The organism is Streptomyces finlayi (assembly GCF_014216315.1).
In the GTDB taxonomy this organism is placed as follows: domain Bacteria; phylum Actinomycetota; class Actinomycetes; order Streptomycetales; family Streptomycetaceae; genus Streptomyces; species Streptomyces finlayi_A.
The window spans coordinates 5,534,548-5,559,652 of record NZ_CP045702.1 but is presented as its reverse complement, the minus strand read 5'-3'; the positions used below and the strand labels follow the sequence as shown (position 1 = coordinate 5,559,652).

Annotated in this window: 20 protein-coding genes, 2 tRNA genes and 1 pseudogene; 11 read left to right on the top strand and 12 right to left on the bottom strand. The window is 71.6% G+C overall.

Annotation, left to right across the window (positions count from 1 at the left end; translation table 11 throughout):
* Nucleotides 1-7 precede the first annotated feature (7 nt).
* Together F0344_RS25510 and F0344_RS25505 are read right to left on the bottom strand one after the other, a co-directional pair.
* A tRNA-Asn gene (locus tag F0344_RS25510) sits at nucleotides 8-80 on the bottom strand.
* Between the two features lie 5 nt (nucleotides 81-85).
* Nucleotides 86-158: transfer RNA gene (locus F0344_RS25505), tRNA-Asn, on the bottom strand.
* Between the two features lie 182 nt (nucleotides 159-340).
* Between F0344_RS25505 and F0344_RS25500 the strand changes: the two genes are divergently transcribed.
* From F0344_RS25500 to F0344_RS25485, 4 genes are all read left to right on the top strand, one after another.
* Complete coding sequence (locus F0344_RS25500; RefSeq protein ID WP_185302886.1) at nucleotides 341-655, top strand: YtxH domain-containing protein; 315 nt, start codon at nucleotides 341-343, stop codon at nucleotides 653-655.
* Nucleotides 656-734: 79 nt separating this feature from the next.
* Nucleotides 735-2,180: an FGGY family carbohydrate kinase gene (locus tag F0344_RS25495; RefSeq protein ID WP_185300996.1), complete on the top strand. Its 1,446-nt coding sequence runs from the start codon at nucleotides 735-737 to the stop codon at nucleotides 2,178-2,180.
* 126 nt (nucleotides 2,181-2,306) lie between these two features.
* Nucleotides 2,307-4,040 carry an ABC transporter ATP-binding protein gene (locus F0344_RS25490; protein ID WP_185300995.1) on the top strand — a complete coding sequence of 578 codons (1,734 nt, stop codon included), beginning with the start codon at nucleotides 2,307-2,309 and terminating at the stop codon, nucleotides 4,038-4,040.
* Nucleotides 4,040-5,974, top strand: coding sequence for an ABC transporter ATP-binding protein (locus F0344_RS25485; RefSeq protein ID WP_185300994.1), 1,935 nt, complete (start codon nucleotides 4,040-4,042; stop codon nucleotides 5,972-5,974). The genes F0344_RS25490 and F0344_RS25485 overlap by 1 nt, the downstream gene beginning before the upstream one ends.
* A gap of 185 nt (nucleotides 5,975-6,159) precedes the next feature.
* Here F0344_RS25485 and F0344_RS25480 read toward each other — a convergent pair whose 3' ends face one another.
* From F0344_RS25480 to F0344_RS25460, 5 genes are all read right to left on the bottom strand, one after another.
* Nucleotides 6,160-7,251, bottom strand: a complete 1,092-nt coding sequence (locus tag F0344_RS25480) for an RNA polymerase sigma factor (protein ID WP_185302885.1) — start codon at nucleotides 7,249-7,251, stop codon at nucleotides 6,160-6,162.
* A 221-nt stretch (nucleotides 7,252-7,472) separates the two neighbouring features.
* Entirely contained in the window at nucleotides 7,473-9,383 is a 1,911-nt protein-coding gene (dnaG, locus tag F0344_RS25475) for a DNA primase (protein WP_185300993.1), read from the bottom strand.
* Nucleotides 9,384-9,484: 101 nt separating this feature from the next.
* Nucleotides 9,485-10,744 (bottom strand): NAD(P)/FAD-dependent oxidoreductase, encoded by a 1,260-nt coding sequence (locus tag F0344_RS25470; protein WP_185300992.1) that lies wholly within the window; start codon nucleotides 10,742-10,744, stop codon nucleotides 9,485-9,487.
* Nucleotides 10,745-10,989: 245 nt separating this feature from the next.
* Entirely contained in the window at nucleotides 10,990-12,300 is a 1,311-nt protein-coding gene (locus F0344_RS25465) for a deoxyguanosinetriphosphate triphosphohydrolase (protein WP_185300991.1), read from the bottom strand.
* A gap of 37 nt (nucleotides 12,301-12,337) precedes the next feature.
* Nucleotides 12,338-13,261, bottom strand: coding sequence for a sirohydrochlorin chelatase (locus tag F0344_RS25460; RefSeq protein ID WP_185300990.1), 924 nt, complete (start codon nucleotides 13,259-13,261; stop codon nucleotides 12,338-12,340).
* Nucleotides 13,262-13,460: 199 nt separating this feature from the next.
* Between F0344_RS25460 and F0344_RS25455 the strand changes: the two genes are divergently transcribed.
* The 3 genes and pseudogenes from F0344_RS25455 (at nucleotide 13,461) to F0344_RS25445 (ending at nucleotide 16,959) form a co-directional block, all read left to right on the top strand.
* The gene (locus F0344_RS25455; RefSeq protein ID WP_185300989.1) at nucleotides 13,461-14,174 is read left to right on the top strand and encodes a SanA/YdcF family protein; all 714 of its coding nucleotides are present in this window, start codon (nucleotides 13,461-13,463) and stop codon (nucleotides 14,172-14,174) included.
* Nucleotides 14,175-14,403: 229 nt separating this feature from the next.
* Nucleotides 14,404-14,813: pseudogene (locus F0344_RS25450) on the top strand (cupin domain-containing protein); the annotation flags it as partial.
* A 67-nt stretch (nucleotides 14,814-14,880) separates the two neighbouring features.
* On the top strand, nucleotides 14,881-16,959 hold the full coding sequence (locus tag F0344_RS25445; protein WP_185300988.1) for a molybdopterin oxidoreductase family protein: 2,079 nt from the start codon (nucleotides 14,881-14,883) through the stop codon (nucleotides 16,957-16,959).
* On the opposite strand, the gene F0344_RS25440 is transcribed toward F0344_RS25445, so the two are convergent.
* The 3 genes from F0344_RS25440 to F0344_RS25430 form a co-directional block, all read right to left on the bottom strand.
* A complete protein-coding gene (locus tag F0344_RS25440; protein WP_185300987.1) occupies nucleotides 16,922-17,425 on the bottom strand; it encodes a gamma-glutamylcyclotransferase family protein in 504 nt (167 codons plus the stop codon). The genes F0344_RS25445 and F0344_RS25440 overlap by 38 nt on opposite strands.
* Nucleotides 17,422-17,760 carry a divalent-cation tolerance protein CutA gene (gene cutA / locus F0344_RS25435; protein WP_185300986.1) on the bottom strand — a complete coding sequence of 113 codons (339 nt, stop codon included), beginning with the start codon at nucleotides 17,758-17,760 and terminating at the stop codon, nucleotides 17,422-17,424. The genes F0344_RS25440 and cutA overlap by 4 nt, the downstream gene beginning before the upstream one ends.
* Before the next feature lie 61 nt (nucleotides 17,761-17,821).
* Nucleotides 17,822-18,445, bottom strand: a complete 624-nt coding sequence (locus tag F0344_RS25430; RefSeq protein ID WP_185300985.1) for an NADPH-dependent FMN reductase — start codon at nucleotides 18,443-18,445, stop codon at nucleotides 17,822-17,824.
* 79 nt (nucleotides 18,446-18,524) lie between these two features.
* Between F0344_RS25430 and F0344_RS25425 the strand changes: the two genes are divergently transcribed.
* The 4 genes from F0344_RS25425 (at nucleotide 18,525) to F0344_RS25410 (ending at nucleotide 21,434) form a co-directional block, all read left to right on the top strand.
* Nucleotides 18,525-19,313 (top strand): aminotransferase class IV family protein, encoded by a 789-nt coding sequence (locus F0344_RS25425; protein ID WP_185300984.1) that lies wholly within the window; start codon nucleotides 18,525-18,527, stop codon nucleotides 19,311-19,313.
* A 76-nt stretch (nucleotides 19,314-19,389) separates the two neighbouring features.
* On the top strand, nucleotides 19,390-19,851 hold the full coding sequence (locus F0344_RS25420; protein WP_185300983.1) for a DUF5990 family protein: 462 nt from the start codon (nucleotides 19,390-19,392) through the stop codon (nucleotides 19,849-19,851).
* Between the two features lie 384 nt (nucleotides 19,852-20,235).
* Nucleotides 20,236-20,802 carry a hypothetical protein gene (locus F0344_RS25415; protein ID WP_185300982.1) on the top strand — a complete coding sequence of 189 codons (567 nt, stop codon included), beginning with the start codon at nucleotides 20,236-20,238 and terminating at the stop codon, nucleotides 20,800-20,802.
* Nucleotides 20,802-21,434 (top strand): class F sortase, encoded by a 633-nt coding sequence (locus tag F0344_RS25410; RefSeq protein WP_185300981.1) that lies wholly within the window; start codon nucleotides 20,802-20,804, stop codon nucleotides 21,432-21,434. The genes F0344_RS25415 and F0344_RS25410 overlap by 1 nt, the downstream gene beginning before the upstream one ends.
* 33 nt (nucleotides 21,435-21,467) lie before the next feature.
* Here F0344_RS25410 and F0344_RS25405 read toward each other — a convergent pair whose 3' ends face one another.
* Both F0344_RS25405 and F0344_RS25400 read right to left on the bottom strand, forming a co-directional pair.
* Nucleotides 21,468-22,259, bottom strand: coding sequence for a sulfite exporter TauE/SafE family protein (locus F0344_RS25405; RefSeq protein ID WP_185300980.1), 792 nt, complete (start codon nucleotides 22,257-22,259; stop codon nucleotides 21,468-21,470).
* A gap of 22 nt (nucleotides 22,260-22,281) precedes the next feature.
* The gene (locus F0344_RS25400) at nucleotides 22,282-24,999 is read right to left on the bottom strand and encodes a BTAD domain-containing putative transcriptional regulator (RefSeq protein ID WP_185300979.1); all 2,718 of its coding nucleotides are present in this window, start codon (nucleotides 24,997-24,999) and stop codon (nucleotides 22,282-22,284) included.
* Nucleotides 25,000-25,105 lie beyond the last annotated feature (106 nt).

Genomic DNA, 25,105 nt, shown 5'->3' with positions numbered 1-25,105 from the left:
CTGTTTGCTCCTCCGACTGGACTCGAACCAGTAACCTGCCGGTTAACAGCCGGCTGCTCTGCCAATTGAGCTACAGAGGATCGCGCTCCCCCGACTGGACTCGAACCAGTAACCTGCCGGTTAACAGCCGGCTGCTCTGCCAATTGAGCTACAGGGGATTGTGGCGTTGCCTCGAAATCGTACCTGCCTGGCGGCTGCCGGGCGGCGCGCGTTCGCTGCGACACATACATTAGCGCAAGCAGGGGGGTGCTCCGCCAATCGGTTGCGCCCGGGGTGATCTCGGTGCCCACGGGTAGGCGGGCAAGCACACGTCGCACGGAGTGAAGGAAGGGTGGCAGCCATGCGGTACCGGCTCACATTCATCGCCGGACTGGCCCTCGGTTACGTGCTCGGCACGCGGGCCGGGCGCGAGCGGTACGAGCAACTGAAGAGGTCCGCGCAGCAGCTTGCCCGGAATCCCGCCGTCCGGAACGCCGCGGAGTCGGCAGCCCAGGGCGGCCGGGAGTTCGCCGGCAAGGCGTATCACTCGGTGAGCGAAAAGGTCGGCGACACCGTCGGCGACCGGGTCCCCGCTTCGGTGGCCGACCGGATGCGCTCGCTGCGGGACCGCAGCGCGCACAACGGCGGCGACGACTGGGGTACGACCAACACCTAGGGCGACCGACGGTGCCCGCGCCGGGCGTCCGAGGACGTCCGGTGCGGGAAACCTCCGCCGGTGCGGCAGAATCCTGTGTATGGGCATAGTCGCCGGCTTGGACAGTTCTTCCGCCTTCACTCACATCGTCGTCTGTGACACGGACACGGGCGCGGTGCTGCGGCAGGGATACGCCGCACACCCCGTCGAGGCGAAGGCCACCGAGGTCGATCCGCAGGTATGGCTGCTCTCGCTCGGCGAGGCGGCCTCCGGCGGGCTGCTCGAAGGCGTGCAGGCCATCGGGGTCTCCGCCCAGCAGCACGGCCTCCTCCCCCTGGACCACCAGGGCAATCTCGTACGCCCCGCGCTGCTCGGCAACGACCGGCGGGCGCAGGTCTCCGCCGCCGATCTGATCGACGGCCTCGGCGGGCGTCAGCCGTGGGCCGAGGCGGTCGGTGCCGTGCCGCAGGCCGCGCAGCCGGTGGCGAAGCTGCGCTGGCTGGCGCGGACCGAGCCGGAGAACGCCCAGCGCGTCGCCGCCGTCATGCAGCCGCACGACTGGCTGGTGTGGCAGCTGCTCGGCCGGCCCGCCCGGCGCACCACCGACCGGGGCGCCGCCTCCGGTACGGGGTACTGGTCCGCGGGTTCCGGCTCCTACCGTCCCGATCTCGTCGAGCTCGCGCTCGGCCGCCAGGCCTCGCTGCCCGAGGTGCTCGGCCCCTCCGAGTCCGCCGGAACCACGCCCGAGGGGCTGCTGATCTCCGCGGGTACGGGCGAGACGATGGCCGCCGCCTTCGGACTCGGGGTCTGCGTCGGCGACGCCGTGGTGTCGCTGGGGGCCTCCGGTTCCGTGATGGCCGTGCACCACGAGGCACTGGCCGATCCGACCGGGATGATCACCTCGTTCGCCGACGCCACCGGGATGCACCTGCCGGTCGTCCACACCTCCAACGCCGTGCGTGCCCTGCGCGGCACCGCCGAGATGCTGGGGGTCGAGGGGCTCGAAGAGCTGTCCGAACTGGCGCTGAAGTCGACGCCGGGCGCCTCCGGGCTCGTACTCCTGCCGTATCTGGAGGGCGAGCGCACGCCGCAGCTGCCGCACACCGCGGGCACCCTGTGCGGGCTGCGCCGTGAGTCGATGAAGCCGGAGCACCTGGCGCGGGCGGCGTTCGAGGGGATGCTCTGCTCGCTGGCCGACGCGCTCGACGTGCTGCGCCGCCGCGGGGTCGAGGTTCGACGGGTGTTCCTGCTGGGGGCCGCCGCCGAGCTGCCCGCGGTGCAGGCGCTGGCGCCCGCGGTCTTCGGTACACAGGTCGTCGTGCCGCAGCCCGCCGAGTACGCGGCGCTGGGTGCGGCCCGGCAGGCGGCCTGGGCGCTCGGGGTCTCGCAGGGCACGCTCGACCCGCGTACCCCCCCGGCCTGGCAGGGAGCCTCGGCCCAGGTGCTGGAGCCGGGCGAGGAACTGTCCGTCGGGCGGGCCGTGCGCCAGCAGTACGAGGCCACACGGGACCAGATCCACCCCGGAGCCTTCGGCGGTCCCGCCTGAGAAGGAGCCAAGTCCTCAACGCTTTCCGGGATTTGACCGGGGCTTGAGGAAAAGCGTTCGCGGTCGCGGGGTGGAGTACCGGAAAATGGGTCGGCCTCTGCCCAACGCCGACTCCGAGAGACACGCGTGCTCATAAAAATTCTGCGGACCTATCTCGGTCCGTACCGGAAACCCATCGCGCTGCTGGTCTTCCTCCAGCTGCTGCAGACCTGCGCCAGCCTCTATCTGCCCAGCCTCAACGCGGACATCATTGACAACGGTGTCGTGAAGGGGGACACGGGCTACATCCTGGAGTTCGGCGGCCTCATGATCGCCGTGAGCGTCATCCAGGTGGTGTGCAACATCGGGGCGGTCTACTACGGGGCGCGGACCGCGTCCGCACTCGGCCGCGATGTCCGGGCCTCGGTCTTCGACCGGGTGCAGTCCTTCTCCGCGCGTGAACTCGGCCGCTTCGGCGCGCCCTCCCTGATCACCCGTACGACCAATGACGTGCAGCAGGTCCAGATGCTGGTCCTCATGGCCTTCACCCTGATGGTCTCGGCGCCGATCATGTGTATCGGCGGCATCATCATGGCGCTCGGGCAGGACGTGCCGCTCTCCGCCGTGCTGCTTGCCGTGGTCCCGGTCCTCGGGATCTCGGTGAGCCTCATCGTGAAGAAGATGCGCCCGCTGTTCCGCACGATGCAGGAGCGGCTCGACACGGTGAACCGGGTGCTGCGCGAGCAGATCACCGGCAACCGGGTCATCCGCGCCTTCGTCCGGGACGCGTACGAGGAGGAGCGTTTCCGCGGGGCCAACACCGACCTCACGGACGTGTCCCTGTCCACGGGCCGGCTGATGGCGCTGATGTTCCCGACCGTGATGACCGTGGTGAACGTGTCGTCCATCGCCGTCGTCTGGTTCGGTGCGCACCGCATCGACAGCGGTGGGATGCAGATCGGCGCGCTGACCGCGTTCCTCGCGTATCTGATGCAGATCGTGATGGCGGTGATGATGGCCACCTTCATGTTCATGATGGTGCCGCGCGCCGAGGTCTGCGCCGAGCGCATCCAGGAGGTCCTGGAGACCGACTCGAGCGTGGTGCCGCCGCTCGCCCCGGTCACCGAGCTGAGCCGCCACGGCCATCTGGAGGTGCGTGGGGCGGAGTTCCGCTACCCGGGCGCCGAGGAGCCCGTACTGCGGGCGGTGGATCTGGTGGCGCGGCCCGGTGAGACGACCGCGATCATCGGTTCGACGGGCAGCGGGAAGTCGACGCTGCTCGGTCTCGTGCCGCGGCTGTTCGACGCGACGGGCGGCGAGGTGCTGGTCGACGGCGTGGACGTACGGACGCTGGACCCGGTCCTGCTGGCGAAGACCGTGAGCCTGGTGCCGCAGAAGCCGTATCTGTTCTCCGGGACGGTCGCGACGAACCTGCGGTACGGGAACCCGGACGCGACCGACGAGGAACTGTGGCACGCGCTGGAGGTCGCGCAGGCCAGACAGTTCGTGGAGGGGCTGGAGAACGGGCTGAACGCGCCGATCGCGCAGGGCGGCACGAACGTCTCCGGTGGCCAGCGGCAGCGTCTGTCGATCGCCAGGACGCTCGTGCAGCGGCCGGAGATCTATCTCTTCGACGACTCGTTCTCGGCACTGGACTACGCGACGGACGCCGCGCTGCGCGGGGCTCTCGCGCGGGAGACGGCCGGGGCGACGGTGCTGATCGTGGCGCAGCGGGTGTCGACCATCCGTGACGCCGACCGGATTCTCGTGCTGGACGAGGGCCGGGTCGTCGGGACCGGCACCCATCACGAGCTGATGGACGGCAATGAAACGTACCGGGAGATCGTGCTCTCCCAGCTGACGGAAGCGGAGGCCGCGTAATGGCCGGGCCTGGCGGACGCATGATGGCGGGCGGCGCTCCGACCGAGCGGTCCATGGACTTCAAGGGGTCGGGGAAGCGGCTGCTCAAGAGATTCAGCCAGGAGAAGTCCTCGCTGTACGCGATGCTCGTCGCGGTGGCGCTGAGCGTGGGTCTCTCGGTGGTCGGCCCGAAGATCCTGGGCAAGGCGACCGACCTGATCTTCGCGGGGGTCGTCGGCCGGGAGATGCCGGAGGGGACCACGAAGGCGCAGGCCATCGAGGACCTGCGGGAGAAGGGCAGCGGCGGTCTCGCCGACATGCTCTCCATCGTGGACTTCACCCCTGGTGAGGGCATCGACTTCGGCGCGGTGGGCAACGTCCTGCTCGTGGCGCTGGTCGTCTATCTGGTCGCCGGACTGCTGATGCTCGTGTCCACGCGGCTGTCGATCCGGGTGATCAACCGGATCGTCTTCCAGCTGCGCGAGGACCTTCAGACGAAGCTCGCCCGGCTGCCGCTGTCGTACTTCGACCGGCAGAAGCGCGGCGAGGTCCTGAGCCGTGCGACGAACGACATCGACAACATCTCGCAGACGATGCAGCAGACGATGGGGCAGCTCATCAACTCCCTGCTGACCATCATCGGCGTACTGATCATGATGTTCTGGATCTCGCCGCTGCTGGCGCTGGTCGCCCTGGTGACGATCCCGGTGTCGGTGTTCGTCGCCGCGCGGGTGGGCAAGCGTTCGCAGCCGCAGTTCGTGCAGCAGTGGAAGGTGACGGGCCGGCTCAACGCCCACATCGAGGAGATGTACACCGGCCACAACCTGGTGAAGGTCTTCGGCCGGCAGGAGGAGTCCGCGCGGGACTTCGCCGAGCAGAACGACGCGCTGTACGAGGCCGGCTTCAAGGCCCAGTTCAACAGCGGGATCATGCAGCCGCTGATGATGTTCGTGTCGAACCTGAACTACGTGCTGGTCGCGGTCGTGGGTGGACTGAGGGTCGCATCGGGCGCGCTGTCCATCGGTGATGTGCAGGCGTTCATCCAGTACTCGCGGCAGTTCTCGATGCCGCTGACCCAGGTCGCCTCGATGGCGAACCTGGTGCAGTCGGGTGTCGCGTCCGCCGAGCGGGTCTTCGAGCTGCTGGACGCCGACGAGCAGGCCCCGGACCCGGACCCCGAGGTGCGGGAGCGTCCCGGCAAGCCGCTGGGCAGTGTCTCGCTGGAGAAGGTCTCCTTCCGCTACGACCCCGACAAGCCGCTCATCGAAGACCTGTCGCTGAGCGTGGAGCCGGGCCACACCGTCGCGATCGTCGGCCCGACCGGGGCAGGCAAGACGACGCTGGTCAACCTCCTGATGCGGTTCTACGAGGTGACGGGCGGCCGGATCGTCCTGGACGGCACCGACGTGTCGACGATGTCCCGGGACGAACTGCGGTCCCAGATAGGCATGGTCCTCCAGGACACCTGGCTGTTCGGCGGATCGATCGCGGACAACATCGCGTACGGCGCTTCGCGCGAGGTCAGCCGGGCAGAGATCGAGGAGGCGGCCAAGGCGGCCCACGCCGACCGCTTCGTCCGCACCCTGCCGGACGGTTACGACACGGTGATCGACGACGAGGGCTCCGGAGTCAGCGCCGGCGAGAAGCAGCTCATCACCATCGCGCGGGCGTTCCTGTCCGATCCGGTGATCCTGGTGCTCGACGAGGCGACCAGCTCGGTGGACACCCGTACCGAGGTGCTGATCCAGAAGGCGATGGCGCGCCTGGCGCACGGCAGGACCAGCTTCGTGATCGCACACCGGCTCTCCACGATCCGGGACGCCGATGTGATCCTGGTGATGGAGGACGGCTCGATCGTGGAACAGGGCACCCACGACGGGCTGCTGGCGGCCAAGGGCGCCTACGCCCGGTTGTACGCGGCACAGTTCGCCCAGGCGCTCGCCGAGGTCGACTAGGGACTTTCGTTTGGATCAGGCCGGATCAGGCCAGATCAGGGAGCGGGGGCCGGTGCGTGCAGCTGCAAGGCGGAGGGTTGAGGCAACGCGGAGCGTTGGTGATTGACGACAACGCCGCAGATGCGGGTGCCGGCCTCCGCGAGCCCGGCATGATCCAAACGAAAGGCCCTGGCGGCGGGCGGCCTTCAGTCCAGATAGCCGCGCAGCTGGTCCGCGAAGACGTGGTCCCGCAGCTTGCTGAGGGTCTTGGACTCGATCTGGCGGATGCGTTCGCGCGTCACGCCGAAGATCTTTCCTATCTCTTCGAGCGTGCGGGGCCGCCCGTCGGCCAGCCCGTAACGCAATTGGACCACCTTGCGCTCCCGCTCCCCGAGCGTGGAGAGCACCGCCTCCAGGTGTTCGCGCAGCAGCAGGAACGCGGCGGACTCCACGGGGGACGCGGCGTCGCCGTCCTCGATGAGGTCGCCGAAGGAGACGTCGTCCTCCTCGCCGACGGGGGCGTGCAGCGAGACGGGTTCCTGGGCGAGGCGCAGTACCTCGCCGACCCGTTCCGGTGTCAGGTCGAGCTGGGCGGCGACCTCTTCGAACGTCGGCTCGTAGCCCCGCTCCTGGAGCAGGCGGCGCTGGACCCGTACGACCCGGTTGATCAGTTCGACGACGTGGACCGGGACCCGTATGGTCCGGGCCTGGTCGGCCAGCGCGCGTGACATGGCCTGGCGTATCCACCAGGTCGCGTACGTGGAGAACTTGTAGCCCCGGGCGTAGTCGAACTTCTCGACGGCCCTGATCAGTCCGAGGTTCCCCTCCTGGACGAGATCGAGCATCGTCAGCCCCCGGCCCACGTACCGCTTGGCGACGGAGACGACCAGGCGGAGGTTGGCCTCGATGAGCCGGCGCTTCGCCATCCGCCCCATGACCACGAGCCGGTCCAGGTCGACGGCGAGCCGGGAGTCCGGGTCGGGGGTGCGGGCGAGCCGTTCCTCCGCGAAGAGCCCCGCTTCGACGCGGCGGGCGAGGTCCACCTCCTCGGCGGCGGTGAGCAGCGGAACCCTGCCGATCTCCCGCAGGTACTGGCGGAAGAGGTCGGACGAGGTGCCGCCGGTGTCCGGGCGGCTCCGCCGTTCCGGGGGCTCGGGCAGCTCCGGCTCTTCTTCCATCACCGCGTCCGTCGCCTCCCCGGGTGGGGCCGCTGTGGCCTCCGGATGGCGCACGGCCAGGTTCTGCGCGGGGATCGCCGGGACATGCTCGGTCGGGCTCGTCACGGTCCGGGTCTGCACGGGGGCGACCTCCAGGTGATCGCGCTGCCGGACCGCGGCGGGTGTGGGTCCGCCCTCGGTGAACCGACCGCGCTCCGATGACTCAGGCACCGCCACCCAGTGTGGGGTATGACACATCGCCGCCACGAGGGGCGTGCGGTGACTTTCTGAGTCCGGGGCGTGACCGGAGGGTTACGGTCCCGGGGGTGGAGCGCACAGCCGCACGGTGTCGGGCGGGCGCGTCAGAGCGCGTCGGCGCCCTTGCTGCGGAGGGACTGTGCGTACTGCTGGAGGACCCAGACCTCGTTCTGCGCGGCCGCGAGGTGCTCGGGGGCCACATTGCTGCCGAGGCGGGCGAGACTGCCCTGCACATCGTCGATACGGCGGTCGACGGCGCGCACCCGGACCTGGACGAGCTGCATGCCCGCGTACGTCTCGTCGATCGACTTGCCGTGGAAGACCTCGACGGCAAGCTCGGTGACGAGGTTGCGCACGGTGTCGTCCGGGGCCGCGCCCAGCACGTTGACCAGGTATTCGCGGGTCTCGGCCATGCCCTGCTCGGCTCCGCCCGCCTCCGCGATGCACTGGCGCACCGCCGCGTACGGCGGGGCGGTGAACTCGTCGGCCCCGTAGGCGTCGAAGGCCGGGGACACCAGGGCGGGCTTCTGGAGGGCGAGCTTGAGCAGTTCGCGCTCGGTGCGGTGGGCGGGGCTGCGGAGGTTGAGCGCGGGACCCGAGATGCCGGCCGGGGCGGCGGAGGTCGTCCCGGAGCGCTCGGCGCCGTTCCGGGACGGGCCCCGGTCGGGACCCCGGTCGCCCCGGTTGCGGGCCCACTGGGCGAGCCGGGCGACGCGGCGGACCACGAACTCCTGGTCGAGGATGCCGATGAAGCCCGCGAGCTGGACGGCGACCTCCCGCTGCACACTGCTCGTCTTGATCTTCGCCACGACCTGCGCCGCCTCGTCGAGCGCGGCGGCGCGGCCCGCCGGGGTCTCCAGGTCGTAGCGGGCGACGATCTGCCGCAAAGCGAACTCGAAGAGCGGGGTACGGGGTTCGACCAGGTCACGGACGGCGTCGTCACCCTTGGCCAGGCGCAGATCGCACGGATCCATGTTGTCCGGGGCGATCGCGATATAGGTCTCGGCGGCGAACTTCTGATCGTCCTCGAAGGCACGCAGCGCGGCCTTCTGGCCCGCCGCGTCACCGTCGAAGGTGAAGATCACGCGGGCGCTGCCGTTGTCCATCAGGAGACGGCGCAGGATCTTGATGTGGTCGTTGCCGAAGGCCGTGCCGCAGGTGGCGATGGCGGTGGTGATCCCGGCGAGGTGGCAGGCCATGACGTCGGTGTAGCCCTCGACGACGACGGCGCGGCTGGCCTTGGCGATGTCCTTCTTGGCCAGGTCGATCCCGTACAGCACCTGGGACTTCTTGTAGATCGACGTTTCCGGGGTGTTGAGGTACTTCGGTCCGTTGTCGTCGTCGCGCAGCTTGCGCGCACCGAAGCCGACGATCTCTCCGGAGGTGTCGCTGATCGGCCACATCAGGCGGCCGCGGAAGCGGTCGATGGGGCCGCGGCGGCCGTCCTGGGAGAGGCCGGAGGCGATCAGCTCCTTGTCGCTGAACCCCTGGCCGCGCAGATAGCGGGTGAGGTGGTCCCAGCCGACGGGGCTGTAGCCGACACCGAAGTGCGCGGCGGCCGCCTGGTCGAAGCCGCGTCCCGCGAGGAACTTCCGGCCGATCTCGGCCTCGGGGCTGTCGAGCTGCTCCGTGTAGAACTGGGCGGCGGCCTTGTGCGCCTCGACCAGCCGGATGCGTTCGCCGCGCTGGTGGGAGGGGTTGTAGCCGCCCTCCTCGTACCGCAGGGTGATGCCCGCCTTCGCGGCGAGGCGCTCGACCGTCTCGGAGAACGTGAGGTGATCGATCTTCATCACGAAGGCGATCGTGTCGCCGCCCTCCTGGCAGCCGAAGCAGTGGAAGAGCCCCTTGCTGGGGCTGACCTGGAAGGAGGGGGACTTCTCGTCGTGGAAGGGGCAGAGTCCTTTGAGGTTTCCGCCGCCCGCGTTGCGCAGCTGGAGGTACTCGGAAACGACGGCGTCGATCGGGACCGCGTCCCGGACCGCCTTCACGTCGTCGTCATTGATCCTGCCTGCCACGCGTGAAGTCTACGGGTGGGCCAGGACACCCGGACCGCACGGCGGTGTGATCCGTGGAACGGGCGGGGCGGCCGGGAGACTCCTGCCGGCCGCCCTCGGGGTCAGAGCAGGGACTCCAGCGGCACCGACGGATCGGCGAGCGCGTCGGGGTCGATCTGCGCGCCGGTCCTGATCAGCTGCTGGACGGTCTCGGTCACGTCCCAGACGTTGACGTTCATCCCGGCCAGGACCTTGCGGTCCTTCAGCCAGAAGGCGATGAACTCGCGCTTGCCCGTGTCGCCCCGGATGACGACCTGGTCGTAGCTGCCCGGCGGCGCCCAGCCCGAGTACTCCAGGCCGAGGTCGTACTGGTCGGAGAAGAAGTACGGCACCCGGTCGTAGGAGACCTCCTGGCCCAGCATCGCGCGGGCCGCTGCCGGGCCTGCGTTCAGGGCGTTCGCCCAGTGCTCCACCCGCAGCCGGGTGCCGAGCAGCGGGTGCTGCACGGCGGCCACGTCGCCCGCGGCGAAGATGTGCGGGTCCGAGGTGCGCAGCGACGCGTCGACGGCGATGCCGCCGCCGTGGGCCCGGTCCGCCATGGCGAGCCCGGCCGCCTCGGCGAGCGCGGAGCGCGGTGCGGCGCCGATCGCGGCGAGGATGTCGTGGGCGGGGTGCTCCTCGCCGTCGTCGGTGCGCGCCGCGAGGACGAGGCCGTCCTGGCCGGTGATCTCGGTGAGGCGGGCGCCGAAGTGGAAGCGGACGCCGTGCGCGCTGTGCAGGTCGGTGAAGAGCTGGCCGAGCTCGGGGCCGATGACCTGGTGCAGCGGGGTCTGCTCGGCCTCGACGACCGTGACCTCGGCGCCGTAGCCGCGGGCCGCGGAGGCGACCTCCAGGCCGATCCAGCCGGCTCCGGCGATGACCAGGTGGCCGTTGTCCCGGCCGAGGGCGGCCAGGACGTTGCGCAGCCGGTCGGCGTGGGCGAGGCGGCGCAGGTGGTGGACGCCGACGAGGTCCGTACCGGGGATGTCGAGCCTGCGGGGTTCGGCGCCGGTGGCGAGCAGCAGCTTGTCGTAGTGGATGACGGTGTTGTCACCGAGCTGTACGGAGCGGGCGGCACGGTCGATGGCCGTGACGGGCTGGCCGAGGTGGAGTTCGACGTCGGCCCCGGCGTACCAGGCCGTCTCGTGGACGAAGGCGCTGTCCCGTTCCTTCTTGCCGGCCAGATAGCCCTTGGAGAGCGGAGGCCGTTCGTACGGATGGTCCCGCTCATCGCCGACCAGGATCACCCGGCCGCTGAAGCCCTCGGCACGGAGCGTTTCCGCTGCCTTCGCTCCGGCCAGTCCTCCGCCGACGATGACGAACGTGCGATGTGCGTCGACCACTTGTGCCTCCTCGGTGCTGGTGCTGTGCTCCGCCGCCAGCTGCGAGCGTCCCGCACGCAGCGTGATGACGAAAGAGGGTGTGTCCCGATCAGGTCACACCCAGTGGTCACGGGGTAAGTCTGCCGACCGGGGCCGGCAGCGCGCGGAGCAGGGTCCGCGGCGGCGGTGATGTGCCCCCAGCACACCATTCGCCGCCCGGCCGACCGCCGTCGCCGCGCCCCGCGGACCTCAGGAGTGGTGCGGGGTCAGGACGGGTGCGGGGTCAGGGTCATGTGCAGGGACAGGGCGGAGGCGTCGGTGAGGGCGGCGATCTGGTCCACCAGGACCCTCTTGCGCGCGCGGTCGTCCGGCGCGGTCTCGTACTGCGCGCGGAACTGGGGTTCGAGTCCTTCCGGCGCTCGGGCGGTGAGCGCGGCGGCCAGCTCCGCGATGACGATGCGCTGTTCGGCGCGGATGACCTCCTGCTCGGCGCGCTGCATCACATAACGGTCGGCGACGGCCTTGAGCACCGCGCACTCGTTGCGCGCCTCGCGGGGGACGACGAGCTCCGCCGCGTACCGGCTGAGCCGCCCGGGGCCGTGGTGCGCGAACGTGGCGGTCTCGGCGGCCTGGCAGAACCGGCCGATGAGCTGGCTCGTCGTGTCCTTCAGCCGGGCCTGCGCGACGGCCGAGCCGTCGTAGCCGTGCGGCCACCACTCCTGGTCGACGAGTCGGTCGAGCGCCTCGGCGAGCTCTTGGGGGTCGGTGTCGGCCGGTACGTACCGGCCGATGGCGACGGCCCAGATCTCGCGGCGCTCCGGCTCGGCGAAGAGACAGTTCGGGTCGATGTGTCCGGCGTGCAGCCCGTCCTCGAAGTCGTGCACCGAGTAGGCGACGTCGTCGGCCCAGTCCATGACCTGGGCCTCGAAGCAGATCCGGTCGCGCGGGGCGTCCTCGCGGACCCACTGGAAGACCGGGAGGTCGTCCTCGTACACCCCGAATTTCGGGGAGCCGGGGTCGGTGGGGTGGCCGCCGCGCGGCCACGGGTACTTCGTGGCGGCGTCCAGGGCGGCACGGGTCAGATTGAGCCCGACGCTGACGAGTTCGCCGCTGCGGGGGTCGCGTACGAAGCGCTTGGGTTCGAGGCGGGTCAGCAGGCGCAGCGACTGGGCGTTGCCCTCGAAGCCGCCGCAGTCCGACGCGAAGTCGTTGAGTGCCTGCTCCCCGTTGTGTCCGAACGGGGGGTGGCCCATGTCGTGGGAGAGGCACGCCGTCTCCACCAGATCGGGGTCGCAGCCCAGCGCGGCGCCCAGTTCCCGGCCGACCTGGGCGCACTCCAGGGAGTGCGTGAGCCGGGTCCGGGGGCTGGCGTCCCAGGCGCGGCTCCGGGTGCCGGGGGTGACCACCTGGGTCTTGCCGGCGAGCCTGCGCAGGGCCGCCGAGTGGAGCACGCGGGCGCGGTCGCGCTGGAACGCGGTGCGTCCGGGCCGTTTGTCGGGCTCGGTGTCCCAGCGCTCGGTGTCCCGGGTCCCGTATCCGGCTGTGTGTGTGTCGTGGCTGCCGTGCGTACCGTCCATGGTTCCGACAGTAATCGGCGGCGCCGGCGAACCGGGGTCAGGCGGACGCGAGGAGCCGCTCGGTCACCGGGGATCCGTGTCCGGCCGCCTGGTCGTACCGGTGCAGGAGCAGCCGTGCCATCGCCGGGTGCGCGCCGAGCGGGGCGGCCGCGGCTCCCGGTGCGACGGCGGCCGCCGCGGTGGCGAAGCGGCCGGGTGCGGTGAAGTACGAGGCGATGGCGATCCGGTGGCGGCCCCGGGCGGCGAGGCCGCGTACGGCGGCCGGGACGGTGGGCGCGGCGGCCGAGGCGTAGGCGGGCACTACGGGTATGCCGCCGAGCCGGTCGCTGAGCATCCGGGCGGTGCGGCGGGTGTCGGTGGCGGCGTCGGGGTCGCGCGAACCGGCGGCGGCGAGGACGACCGCGGTGCTGCGGCTCGTCCCGCCCTCCGGGTCCCAGCCGGTTTCGAGGAGGCGCCCGTGCAGTGCCTCGACGAGCAGGGGGTGCGGGCCGAGCGGTGCGGCGATCCGGCTCCGCAGGGCGGGTGCGGCGGCGGCCGCGGCGGGCAGGTCGTGTTTGACGTGGTGGCCGCGGCTCAGGAGCAGCGGTACGAGGACGGCGTCGCCGTCGCCCGCGGCGGCCAGGGTCGCGGGCAGGAGGGGCTGGTTCAGCTCGATGTGGCCGAGGCGGACGTCGAGGCCGGGGCGGAGCTCTCTGACCTGGTCGAGGAGTTCCAGGACGGTGCGCAGGGCCCGGGGGTCCCGGCTGCCGTGCGCGACGGCGACCAGCGTGGGGGCGGGTGTGCCGCCGGCCACGGGGGCCGGTCGGGCGTGCTGCCGGGTGCGGTGCATAGGCCTGCGGGTTCCGTTCAGGGAGACGAGGCTGAGCTGGGTTCCGAGTTGGTCGGTGATGCGGGTCAGGAGTCGCGCGGTGCTGTCGAGGGGCAGGAGCTCACGGGGATGTTCCGGTGCCGGCGCCGTCATGAACCGATGGTGCCGCGCGGACGTTGCCGTGCCGTTGCGTGAGGGTGACGGGTGTTTGCCGTGGGCTCACGAGCGATGTCCCGGCCGAGTGAACTGTTTCGGCCTGCCGTTCGTCCCGTCATAGGGGGCAGCGCTGACGCGATGACGACAACGGGACAGGGGGGCATGGGTGCCCAAGGGACGATGGAGACGGCCGGGCATGCCCGGGTGGGTGGGACGGCTGAGGCAGCTTCGGTGGCCGGGACGGCTGAGGCCGTCGCTGCCGCGGGGCCGCCGTGGCCGGCGGCTGGCCGTGCAGGGGCTCATGGTGGCCTGTGTGGTGGGCCTCGCACCCGCCACCTGGATGCACGCCACGGCCGACGCGCGGGTGCGCACGACGGCCGACGCGCCCGCGCAGCAGGTCGCCGTGGTCTTCGGGGCCGGGCTGTGGCGAGGGAGGCCGTCGGCGTATCTCGCCCACCGGCTCGACGCCGCCGCCGAGCTGTACCGGACGGGCAGGGTGAAGGTCGTGCTGGTCACCGGGGACAACAGCCGGGTGGAGTACGACGAGCCGGACGCGATGCGGACGTATCTCACCGGGCGCGGGGTGCCGGACGGGCGGATCGTCAGCGACTACGCGGGCTTCGACACCTGGGACTCCTGCGTGCGGGCCAAGAAGATCTTCGGGGTCGACCGGGCGGTCCTGGTGAGCCAGGGCTTCCACATCCGGCGGGCGATCGCGCTGTGCCGCACCGCCGGGATCGACGCGTACGGGGTCGGGGTCGACGCCGTACACGACGCGACCTGGTACTACGGCGGGACGCGGGAGCTGTTCGCCTCGGCGAAGGCGGCGCTGGACGTCGTGTTCCGGCCTGATCCTCAGTTCCTGGGCCCCCGGGAGCAGGGCGTCACGGAGGCGCTGGCGGCGGACTGAAGGGGGTGCGGGGACGTATCCGGACCGGCCCCCTCGTCCCGCACCCCCGCACCCCCGGTCCCGGGTGCTCAGCGTTCCCGGCCCAGGTGGTGGACGGTGGTCCGGTCGGCGTGCGTGGCGAGCAGGCTCCGGAGTTCGTGTGCGGCGGTCTCCAGGTGATGGCCGTCGCGGGCGGCGTGCGGCGTCAAGTGGGTGGGGACGACGACGGGAGGCTGGCCGGGCAGGCCGCGTCTCGGTGTCCGCCCTGATGGAAGGGCGCCCGGACGAACGCGTCCGTGTCGTGACCGCCGATGCCGTCATGCCGCTGTGGAAGGGGGAACGCGGGAGCGAGGCCCGGCCGCTGCTGACGACCGCGGGCCCGGCGGCCACGGAGGTCCGGCGCTGGAAACCGGAAGCGGAACCGGGCGAGGAGTATCCCAGCCGCCCCCACCAGGCCGGCGTGGTGGAAACCGTCGGTGTCACCGCCGGGCGGATGACCCTGGTCGTCGACGGCGACGAGTACGCGGCCGAGGCCGGCCAGACCGCCGCGTGCGACGGCGACGCCCCCACGCCTACCGCGGCACCGGCACCTGCCACCTGATCATGACCGTCCACCTCCCTCCCGGGCCCGACCTCACCGCCGGGTCCCGGGCGGGCTGAGGTGGGTGTACCCGGTGCGTAACCGGAAGCAGCGGTCCTCGTAATACCCGGCTCACACGCTGGGCGTATGGCCCGCACCGAGACTTCCACCCACTGCCCGTACTGCGCCCTGCAGTGCGGGATGAATCTGCGACCGGTCACCGATGGCGCGGTGGTCGAGGTCGTGGAGCGTACCGATTTCCCCGTCAACCGGGGAGCGCTGTGCGGCAAGGGCCGGACCGCGCCCGCCGTGCTCTCCCCGGCGGTACGGCTGACCGGGCCGCTCGTACGGAACGCCGCGAGCGGCGAACTGGAGCCGGCCGGCTGGGACGAGGCGCTGGAGCGGATCGCCGAAGGGCTGCGCGGGACCCGGGCGGCGCACGGGGCCGACGCCGTCGGTGTGTTCGGCGGGGGCGGGCTGACCAACGAGAAGGCGTACACGCTCGGGAAGTTCGCCCGGGTCGTGCTCGCCACCTCCCAGATCGACTACAACGGCCGCTTCTGCATGTCGTCGGCGGCCGCCGCGCACCAGCGGGCCTTCGGCCTCGACCGCGGACTGCCCTTCCCCCTGGAGGACATCCCCCGCACCGGGTGCGTGATCCTCGTCGGGTCCAACCTCGCCGAGACGATGCCCCCCGCGCTGCGCTATCTCACCGAGCTGCGCGAGAACGGCGGCAAACTGATCGTCATCGACCCGCGCCGCACCAGGACCGCCGAGCAGGCGGATCTCCACCTGGCGCCCAGGCCCGGCACCGATCTGGCGCTCGCGCTGGGGATGCTGCATCTGGTGGTGGCCGACGGCCGGGTGGACGAGGAGTTCATCGGCTCCCGTACGAACGGCTGGGACGAGGCCAGGGCCGGGGTGATGGCGCACTGGCCAGAGCTGGTGGAGCGCATCACCGGGGTGCCGGTGCCGCAGCTGCGCGAGGCCGTGGAGACGTTCTGCGAGGCGGAAACCGGTATGGTGCTGACCGCCAGGGGGCCGGAGCAGCAGGCGAAGGGCACCGACACGGTCGGCGCCTGGATCAATCTCTGTCTGGCCACCGGCCGGGCCGGGCGCCCCCTGTCCGGATACGGCTGTCTGACCGGTCAGGGCAATGGGCAGGGCGGCCGCGAGCACGGCCAGAAGGCGGATCAGCTGCCCGGCTACCGCAAGCTCACCGACCCGGCGGCGCGCCGCCATGTGGCCGGGGTGTGGGGCGTGGACCCGGACTCGCTGCCGGGGCCGGGACGCAGCGCGTACGAGCTGCTCGACGCGCTGGGGTCGCAGGTGAAGGCGTTGCTGGTGATGGGGTCGAACCCGGTGGTCTCCGCACCGCGCGCCGGACACGTCGAGGAGCGGCTGCGGTCGCTGGACTTCCTGGCGGTCGCGGACGTCGTGCTGTCGGAGACGGCGGCCATGGCCGATGTGGTGCTGCCGGTGACGCAGTGGGCGGAGGAGAGCGGGACCACGACCAACCTGGAGGGCCGGGTGCTGCTGCGGCAGCAGGCGGTGACCGCCCCCGACGGCGTACGCAGCGACCTGGAGGTGCTGCACGGTCTGGCCGCGCTGCTGGGGCACGGCAAGGGCTTCCCGACCGACCCGGAAGAGGTCTTCGACGAGCTGCGGCGGGCCTCGGCGGGCGGGCCCGCGGACTACGCGGGCATCACCTACGAGCGGATCGTGGCGGAGGACGGGGTGTTCTGGCCCTGCCCGGACGAGGAGCACGCCGGTTCGCCGCGGCTGTTCCTGGACCGGTTCGCCACGGACGACGGGCGGGCGCGGTTCGTCCCGGTGACGCACCGGCCCGCGGCGGAGGAGACGGACGCGGAGTACCCGGTGGTGCTGACGACCGGGCGGGTCGTCTCGCAGTACCAGTCGGGGGCGCAGACCCGCCGGGTGGCGGAGCTGAACGCGGCGGCGCCCGGCCCGTTCGTGGAGCTGCACCCGAGGCTCGCGGAGCGCATCGGGGTGGCGGAGGGCGACGCGGTCGCGGTCACCTCGCGGCGGGGGCGGGCGGTGGCGCCCGCCCGGATCACCGTGGCGATCCGGCAGGACACCGTGTTCATGCCGTTCCACTGGGCGGGCGAGGGCCGGGCCAACACGCTGACGAATCCGGCCCTCGACCCGGTCTCGCGGATGCCGGAGTTCAAGGTGTGCGCGGTGCGGGTGGAGCCTGCCTCGTGAGCCAGTTTCCGCCCGGGATCTCGGTGCCGCCCGTGCGCAGCGAGCGGGTGACCGCGGCGGCCGCGAAGTAGACCCAGGCGGTGGTCGGGGCCGGGGTCGTGGCCGGGGCCGTGGCCGGGGTCGTGGCCGTGGTCGGGGTCGGGGCCGTGGCCGCCCGGACCTCGCGGGCCACCCGCTCGTACAGATTGCGCGGGTGGCCCGGAGCCACGTACTGCTCCAGCCGGTCGAGCAGCCCGAGCAGTTCCCCGTACGCACCGGGCGCCGGGACGACGAGGGCGCCGTGCACCGTGCCGTGGCCCTCGATGGCGTACGGGTATCCGGGTCCCTCGTAGAGGAGCGCGCCCGGCAGCAGGGCGGGCCGCTCCCGGGCCGTGCGGCCCAGGAGGAACCGGTCGTGGTTCCGCTGTCCCGGCAGCAGCGTGCCGTAGACGAAGAAGGGCGGTTCCGCGGCCGGAGCAGCGGTCACGGGGCCACCACGGGTGCCGTCCGGGCCGTCACCCAGCCGAGGTAGCGGGCGCTGCCTCGGACCACGGGGACCGCGATGATCTCCGGGGTGTCGTAGTCGTGCACCGCCTCGATGTGCTCCTCCAGTTCGTCGTACCGCTCGGCCGTCGTCTTGAGCAGCACCTGCCACTCCTCGGTGGACTCGATGGCGTTCTCCCACCGGTAGACGGAGGTGACGGGCGCGGAGATCTGGGCGCAGGCGGCGAGCCTGGCCTCCACGACGCTCCGGGCGAGGGACCGTGCCTTCTCCTCGCTGTCCGTGGTGGTCAGTACGGTCAGCCATGCCGGCTCGGTCATCGTCGGGCTCCTCGGGAGTGCGTACGAAGGGGGTCTCCTCCGATTGTCGGCCGGGACCGGGTCAGACGCCGTACGGCCGGCGCCTCTTGGCGTCGCGTAGCGCGTTGCCCCACCAGACCAGCTGGTCGAGCATCGACTTGGCCGCCGCGTCGGGGACCGCGGGGTCCTTGTGGCGGCCCGCGTCGTCGAAGTGGGCGCCCGCGTTGTGGAAGGAGACGGTGTCGCGCATCGTGACGGCGTGCAGTTCGGCGAAGACCTGGCGGAGATGTTCGACGGCCCGGAGACCGCCGGAGACCCCTCCGTACGAGACGAAGGCGACCGGTTTGGCCTGCCATTCGGCGCGGTGCCAGTCGATGAGGTTCTTGAGCGGGGCCGGGTAGGAGTGGTTGTACTCGGGGGTGAGGACGACGAAGGCCTCGGCGTCGGCCAGCCGGGGTGAGACGCGGGCCAGTTGAGCCTGCACGGCGCTGTCCGGACTGTAGGAGAGTGCGAACGGGAGGTCGAGCTCGCCGACATCGATCAGGTCGGTCTCGATGTCCGGGTGGCCGGCCGCCCGGGAGAGGAACCAGTCGGCGACGACGGGGCCGAAGCGCCCGTCACGGTTGCTGCCGAGGATGACCGCCACCTTCAGGGGGGCGGGAGCGGCGGTGGATACGGATGCGGATGCCGAAGCGATGAGGTCCATGCCCGGAGACTCACGCCTCAACCGAGCTTGAGGTCAAGCCCGCCCGTCCCGGTGTTTCCCACGGCATACGGTGGACGGCATGACAACTCCCGCGCAGTCGCTGTACGTCGAGGTCAACGGGCATCCGGCCACCGAGGACGACCTGCGCGTCGCCGCCTTCTTCCCCTACGGCCACTTCACGGCCATGCAGGTCAGGGGAGGGAAGGTACGTGGCCTGGATCTGCACCTCGCCCGCCTGGACGCCGGGAACCGGGAACTGTTCGGCCTGCCGCTGGACGGCGAGCAGGTACGGGGGCTGATCGCGCACGCGCTGGAGGGCGCCGGGACGGTGGACGGCTCGGTGCGGGTGCAAGGTCTCCTGCCGCCGGGCGATACGGCCACGACGGTGCTGGTGACGATACGGCCACCGGCGCGGACGCCCGCCGCCCCCAAGAGCCTGATGTCCGTCCCGTACGCCCGTGCGGTGCCGCACATCAAGCGACCCGGCGAGTTCGGCCAGACCTACTACGGACTGCTGGCGGCGCGGGCCGGCTTCGACGAGGCACTGCTGACGGCGCCCGGCGGTGTGGTGACGGAGGGGGCCATCACCAACATCGGTTTCTGGGACGGCACCTCGGTGGTCTGGCCGGACGCGCCCGCCCTGAACGGCATCACCATGGCACTCCTGGAGCGGGGTCTCGGCCCGGAGGGCTCGGCGCGGCGGCCGGTGACGCTGGAGGACCTGGGGGCCTACCGGTCGGCGTTCGTCACCAACTCGCAGGGCATCGCGCCGGTCAACCGGATCGACGACGGGTCCTTCGAGGTCGACGAGGCGCTGATGGAGCGGCTCGGGAAGGTGTACGAGGACGCCGCCTGGGACAGCGTCTGACGGGTGCCCCCTGGGACAGCGTCTGACGGGTGCCGCCTGGGGCAGCGTCTGACGGAGTGAACATAGTCTCGACCTCATGCAGATCCATATCGAGGCCTCCGCACTCCCGGGCCGCGCCTGCGGGCCGGACTCCGATTTCCCCGGCTACGAGAACATCCACGTGGGCGTGCAGCGCAAGGACCGGCCCGGTGAGCTGCTCGGGCTGCACCCGGGAGACGCACCCTCCGCCACCTGGACACTGGACTGCGTCAGCACGCCGACGGAGGAGGGCGTGGAGGTGACGGGGCCGTACGTGCAGAACCGGCTCGGCGGGCGGTTCGTGTATCTGTCCTGGGGCACGGTGGACGACTCCGGGGTGTTCTCCATGTTCCGGCGGGCCAAGCTGATGTTCAGCGATATCGACCCGGCCGTCCTCGACGCGGCCGTACGGAGTGGGCATCTCACCGCGCGGCTCCCGCTGACCGACGCGAAGGGTCAGCCCCTGTGCGGCCGGCTGCGCGCGCCGGTCGTCGAGTGGACTGCCACGGGCGGGGCCTGAACCGGGGCATGGCGGGCGGACGCGACACCGCCCCCACGGACCGGGGGGGTGGGTCCGTGGAGGCGGTTGCCGTGGGGCGACGGCGGGGGATGCCGTGTCCCGTGGGGGGGTGTACTTCGTGTGCCCTGGACCGCCGAGGCCATGCATGTGATATGCGTCACGTCGAATCGATGCTCGTCACTCGATCGGCAAGGGGTGCCCCGCGGCCAGCCGAACAGCCCAGCCGCACCCGTCTGACCTGCGCCGACAGCCCGAGGCAAGGCTGCCTCGCCGGGCCGTACGGGTGAAAGCTGACCTCCCGTCAGCAGGCGTGGGCCGCAGGGTGCCCGTTACCTCGGAGACAGGACACACCCAGCTCGCGCCGTCTGCCCGGAGGAACTCCCCATGCGCAGTCCTGCCCGTCTCGTGACCGGTACCGCCGCTTCGGCGCTCACCGTCGCCGCGCTCGGCCTCACCCTCGCCACCCCGTCCGCGTACGCGGACAGGGGAGACCTCGGCAAGCTGGAGATCACCCCGGCGACCGCCACGCCCGGCTCCACGGTGACCGTGAGCACCACCGCCTGCGGACCCAACGGTTCGGGCATCGGGGACGCGAACTCGCTGGACGCCGGTGACTTCGAGGTGAGCGCCGGTACCCACAAGGAGGCCGTGGTGGGCCGGTTCACCGTGCCGCACGACACCAAGCCCGGAACGTACGGCATCGGCGTCGTGTGCGACAACGGCAAGGAGGCCGGCGGCGACCTCGAAGTGACCGGGGGCGGTGGCTCCCACAAGCCCGACCCCTACAAGCCCGACCACAACCGTCCCTCCGGACACGTCAGGACGGGCGTCGGCGGCAGCGTGGGACCGGACACCGCCCAGATCGCCGCGGGCGCGGGTGTCATCGCCGCGGCCGCCGCCGGCGGGGCGCTGCTGACGCGCCGCCGGGCGAACGGTACGCACGGCAGCTGATGTCCCAGAAGGCGCGGGGGGCCAAGGGCTGGCTGGTGGGCATCGCCGTGCTGTGCGGGCTCTGGCTGATCCAGAACGGGGCCGACACCCTGCTCGTGCCACCCCAGCCGACCGCCGCCGAGTCCTTCGCCGCCGGTCCCCAGCTCCAGCCCGGCTCCCCCGTCGCCGACCCGATGCGCCCGTCCGAACCGGTCCGCATCCGCATCCCCGGCATCGAGGTGGACGCGCCGATGACGCGGCTGGGGCTGGGCAAGGACGGCAGTCTCGACGTACCGCCGGACGGGAACCGCAACGTCGCCGGCTGGTTCAAGGACGGCACCCCGCCCGGCGCCAAAGGCACCGCGATCGTCGCCGGGCATGTCGACAACGCGCAGGGGCCGTCCGTCTTCTACGCCCTGGGGGCGCTGAAGCGGGGCACCCTGGTCGAGATCGACCGCAAGGACGGGCGCACGGCAGTCTTCTCGATCGACGCGATCGAGGTGTACGACAACGAGGACTTCCCCGACCAGCGGGTGTACGGCGAGTCGCCGCACGCCTCGCTGCGGCTGATCACCTGCGGGGGCGGATTCTCGGAGAAGACCGGCTACCAGGGCAACGTCGTGGCGTACGCGCATCTCACCGAGGTGCGCTGAGGAATACGCCGAGGGGCGCGCCGAGCGGCGGGGTCAGGCCGTCCACTGGTCGAAGCCGAGCTTGGCGACCAGGGAGAACACCACGACCAGCAGCACGCCGCGCACGAACTCGCTGCCCTTCCTGAGCGCCATCCGCGCACCGAACATGCCACCCGCCAGATTGAATACGGCCATCAGTGCGGCCAGTTGCCACAGGACCGTGCCCTGGTAGGCGAACATCGCCAGCGCCCCGGCGTTGGTGCAGACGTTGACGATCTTGGCGTTCGCGGACGCGGTCACCAGGTCGAGGTGGAGTACGGCGGTCAGCGCCAGCACCAGGAAGGTGCCGGTGCCCGGACCGAACAGCCCGTCGTAGAAGCCGATGCCGCCGCCGACCAGCACGATCGCCGTGACGTTACGGGCCCGGGTGGCCTGCTGCCCCGTACCGTCCCCCGCGACCGCCGTGCCGAACGACGGCCGCAGCAGCACGAAGGCCGCCACGCCGAGCAGCACCACCATGATCACCGGGCGCAGGACCTCGCTGCTGATCCCTGCGGCGAAGAACGCACCGGCCATGGAGCCGGCCAGCGCCATGAGCCCGATCCGTACGGCCGTGCCCACTCGCACCGGAGCCTTGCGCAGATACGTCACCGCGGCCCCCGAGGTGCCGACGATCGCCACGGCCTTGTTGGTGCCGAGGATGTACGCGGCGGGCACCTGGGGCAGGCCGAGCAGCAACGCGGGCAGGAGCAGCAGACCTCCCCCGCCCACCACCGCGTCGATCCAGCCGGCGGCGAGGGCGGCGAGGCAGAGGAGAACGAGGGTGGTCAGGGTTGTCTCAGGCATGCCCCAGACCCTAATTACGCGCTCATGCCGCCCCTTCCACGGGGCCGGTGCCGTCATGGCGGGCGTGGGACCAGGCGTCCCAGAAGGGTCGGATCACGCTCGGGTCGGCGCCGAGCAGGATGGTGATCCGCTTGGTCGTGCGCCAGTCCGGCACCGAGGCGGGGGTGGCGCCGGACGCCAGGAGCGCCTCCGCGCCCAGTTCCCCCTCGGCGGGTGCGCCCGCCGCCAGGTGCAGTACGTGCAGCACTGCCCGCAGCCGGCGCCGTGCTTCCGGCTCGGAGCGGGCGTCCGGGGGTTCGTCGCCCGACGCCGCGTCCCAGACGGGGCGCAGTGCCTGGGGGTACCCGCCCAGGATGGTGACCAGCAGGTGGGTCGCCGGCCATGAGGCGACCAGTTCGCCGCCCAGGCTCAGGGTGATCGCCTCGCCCGGGAGGCCGGCCTCCCGGGCGACCTCGGCCTTCGACAGGGGTGCTCTGTCGAACAGCGCTGTCAGATACCACCGCAGCACCCGGGCCGCGGCGTGCTGCAACCGGCCGGAGGGCCGGGTGAACATCCAGTCGAGCGGCTTCCGCGAGGCCGGAACGCCACGTGGCTGGAGGCGGTACGGGCCGGTGGCGCGACGGCGCGGTTCCGGTTCCGGTTCCGGGCAGGTTCCACCGGGCATCTCCTGGCGCACGGTGTCGCGGACCAGCGGTTGCAGGAAGTCGATGTGCGAGGAACCGTCCGCTCTCGCCCCCAGCAGTCCGGCGCGCAGCGCCCTCCCCACGTCCTGGGCGGACGCCCCGGCCGCGACGGCCAGCTCCCGCAAGGTGTCCGTGGTGCTCTCCGGACCGAGAACGGCGCAGGCGTTCAGGACGGTGAGTACGCCGGCCGGAATGCCGGACAGCCTCTCCATGATCACTTCTGCCAGTCTCGGCGGCAGCAGCTCGTTGACCTGCCGGGCCGTCGTTCCGTCGCCCACCGCGTCAAGGAGCCCCAGCAGCAGGAAGGGGTTGCCGCCGGATCGATTCTGCAGCGCCGTGCACAGAGCGGGGTCGGCACGAGCACCGAGGGCGGCGGTTATGATGCCGCGGCTCTCCTCCGGCGGCAGCCCCTCCAGCCGGATCTCCTCGGCGTGCGGCATCTGAAGCAGGCGCGCCCGGGTGGCCCGCCAGCCCGGATCGTCGGAGATGCGGAAGGCACGCGAGGTGACTACGAGCAGCAGCGAGGACTCGGCCGTCTGCTCCACGAGGAAGCGCGTCAGCGCGAGTGAGGGGAAGTCGGCCCGCTGGAAGTTCTCCAGGACTATGACCAGCGGGCGGTCGGCCAGAGCGAGCAGGATCCGGCTCATCGCTTCCTGGAAGGCGAACGTCCCTGCTCCGGGCGGAAGGGACGAGGGTTCCCCCGCCGGGCCGCCGTCCGGCTCGGGAAGGAGGGGATCGAGGTGTCTGCGTACGGTCGGCGGCAGCGCCTGGATCGCCTCGGGCCGCCGGGCCGCCGCCTGGCGCAGTACCTGGAGCCAGGGCCAGTACGCCGGCATGTCGTCGTCCGGAGGGCAGTAGACCGTGAAGACATCGATGTCAGACGCGCGGCACTGCTCCCCGAACCGCTGGAGCAGCCACGTCTTGCCCACGCCCGCCTCTCCCACCAGGAGGACACCGCGCCCGCTGCCGCGGTGGACAGCGTCCAGCGCGGCCGACAGCTTTCCCAGCTCACCGCGCCGCGCCGACGGCGTCCTCGGCTCGCCGGCAGCCGCTGCCGCGGCGCCGGCCGGCGGGAGCGGCGGCACAGGGGCCGGCTCCGCCGCCCGGCCGGGGCCTTCGACGACGAAGCGGCCGGCCGGCGGGAAGCCGGGCGGGTGGCGCCGGGGTGCGGGAGGCGCCGGGTGCAGGGCGGTGAGGGGCGGGGGTACGGGGTGCGTGCGCCGGAGCGCGGGATCGTGCCTGAGGATGCTCTCGTGAACCTGCCGTAACTCGGGGATGACATCGGCCCCGAGCTCCTTGGCGAGGTACTGCCGGGTGCGCTCGAAGGTGAACAGCGCGTCGGCCTGCCGGCCGCACTGGTACTGGGCACGCATCAGCTGGTGCACCAGGCGCTCGCGCAGCGGGTGGAGGTAGACCTCCCGCTCCAGAACGGGGAGCAGTTCTCGGCTGCGGTCCAGCGCGAAGGCGCACTCGGCGCATTCCTCCAGGGCGGTCAGCCGCAGGTCGCCCAGCCGGGACGCCTCCTGGGACGCGAACTCGTAGTCCGTCAGGTCCTCGAAGGGAGGTGCTCCCCAGCCGTGCAGCGCCTCGGAGAGCAGATCGTAGGCGTGCAGCGCGTCGCCCCGGGCGCGGGTGGCCATGCCCCGGCGTACCGCCTGTTCGAACCGCAGGACGTCCACGTGCTCCGGCGGCACGGTCAGCACGTACCCGGGGGACCGGTGTCTGAGCTGGAGCTGCACCCCACCGCTCAGCGGCCGGTCCGCCACCAGTCTGCGCAGCCGGGAGATGTACGACTGGAGGGTGGTGACCGCCTGAGCGGGAGGTCTGGCACCCCAGATGTCGTTGACGAGGGACGAGAGCGACACCACCCGGCCCGCGTTGACCAGCAGCAGGGCCAGTACGGCGCGACGACGCGGCGGCCCCAGCTCCACCGGACCTTCGGACGTGCGTACGGTCATTCTGCCGAAAGCGGAGATCACGGGTGGGGCGGCGGCGCTTTCCGGCGAGTAGGCGAACCGGTGGGCCCCGTCGACACTCTGGACCAGTCCCTCTGTCATAAGCCCCTTGCCTCTGTGTTCCCGAAGCGGACGGCTCGTGGGCGGGACGGCGGTTGCGGCCGGCGGGAGGCGCGTGCCGACCGCGGTGAGAAGTTCCGACCCGACG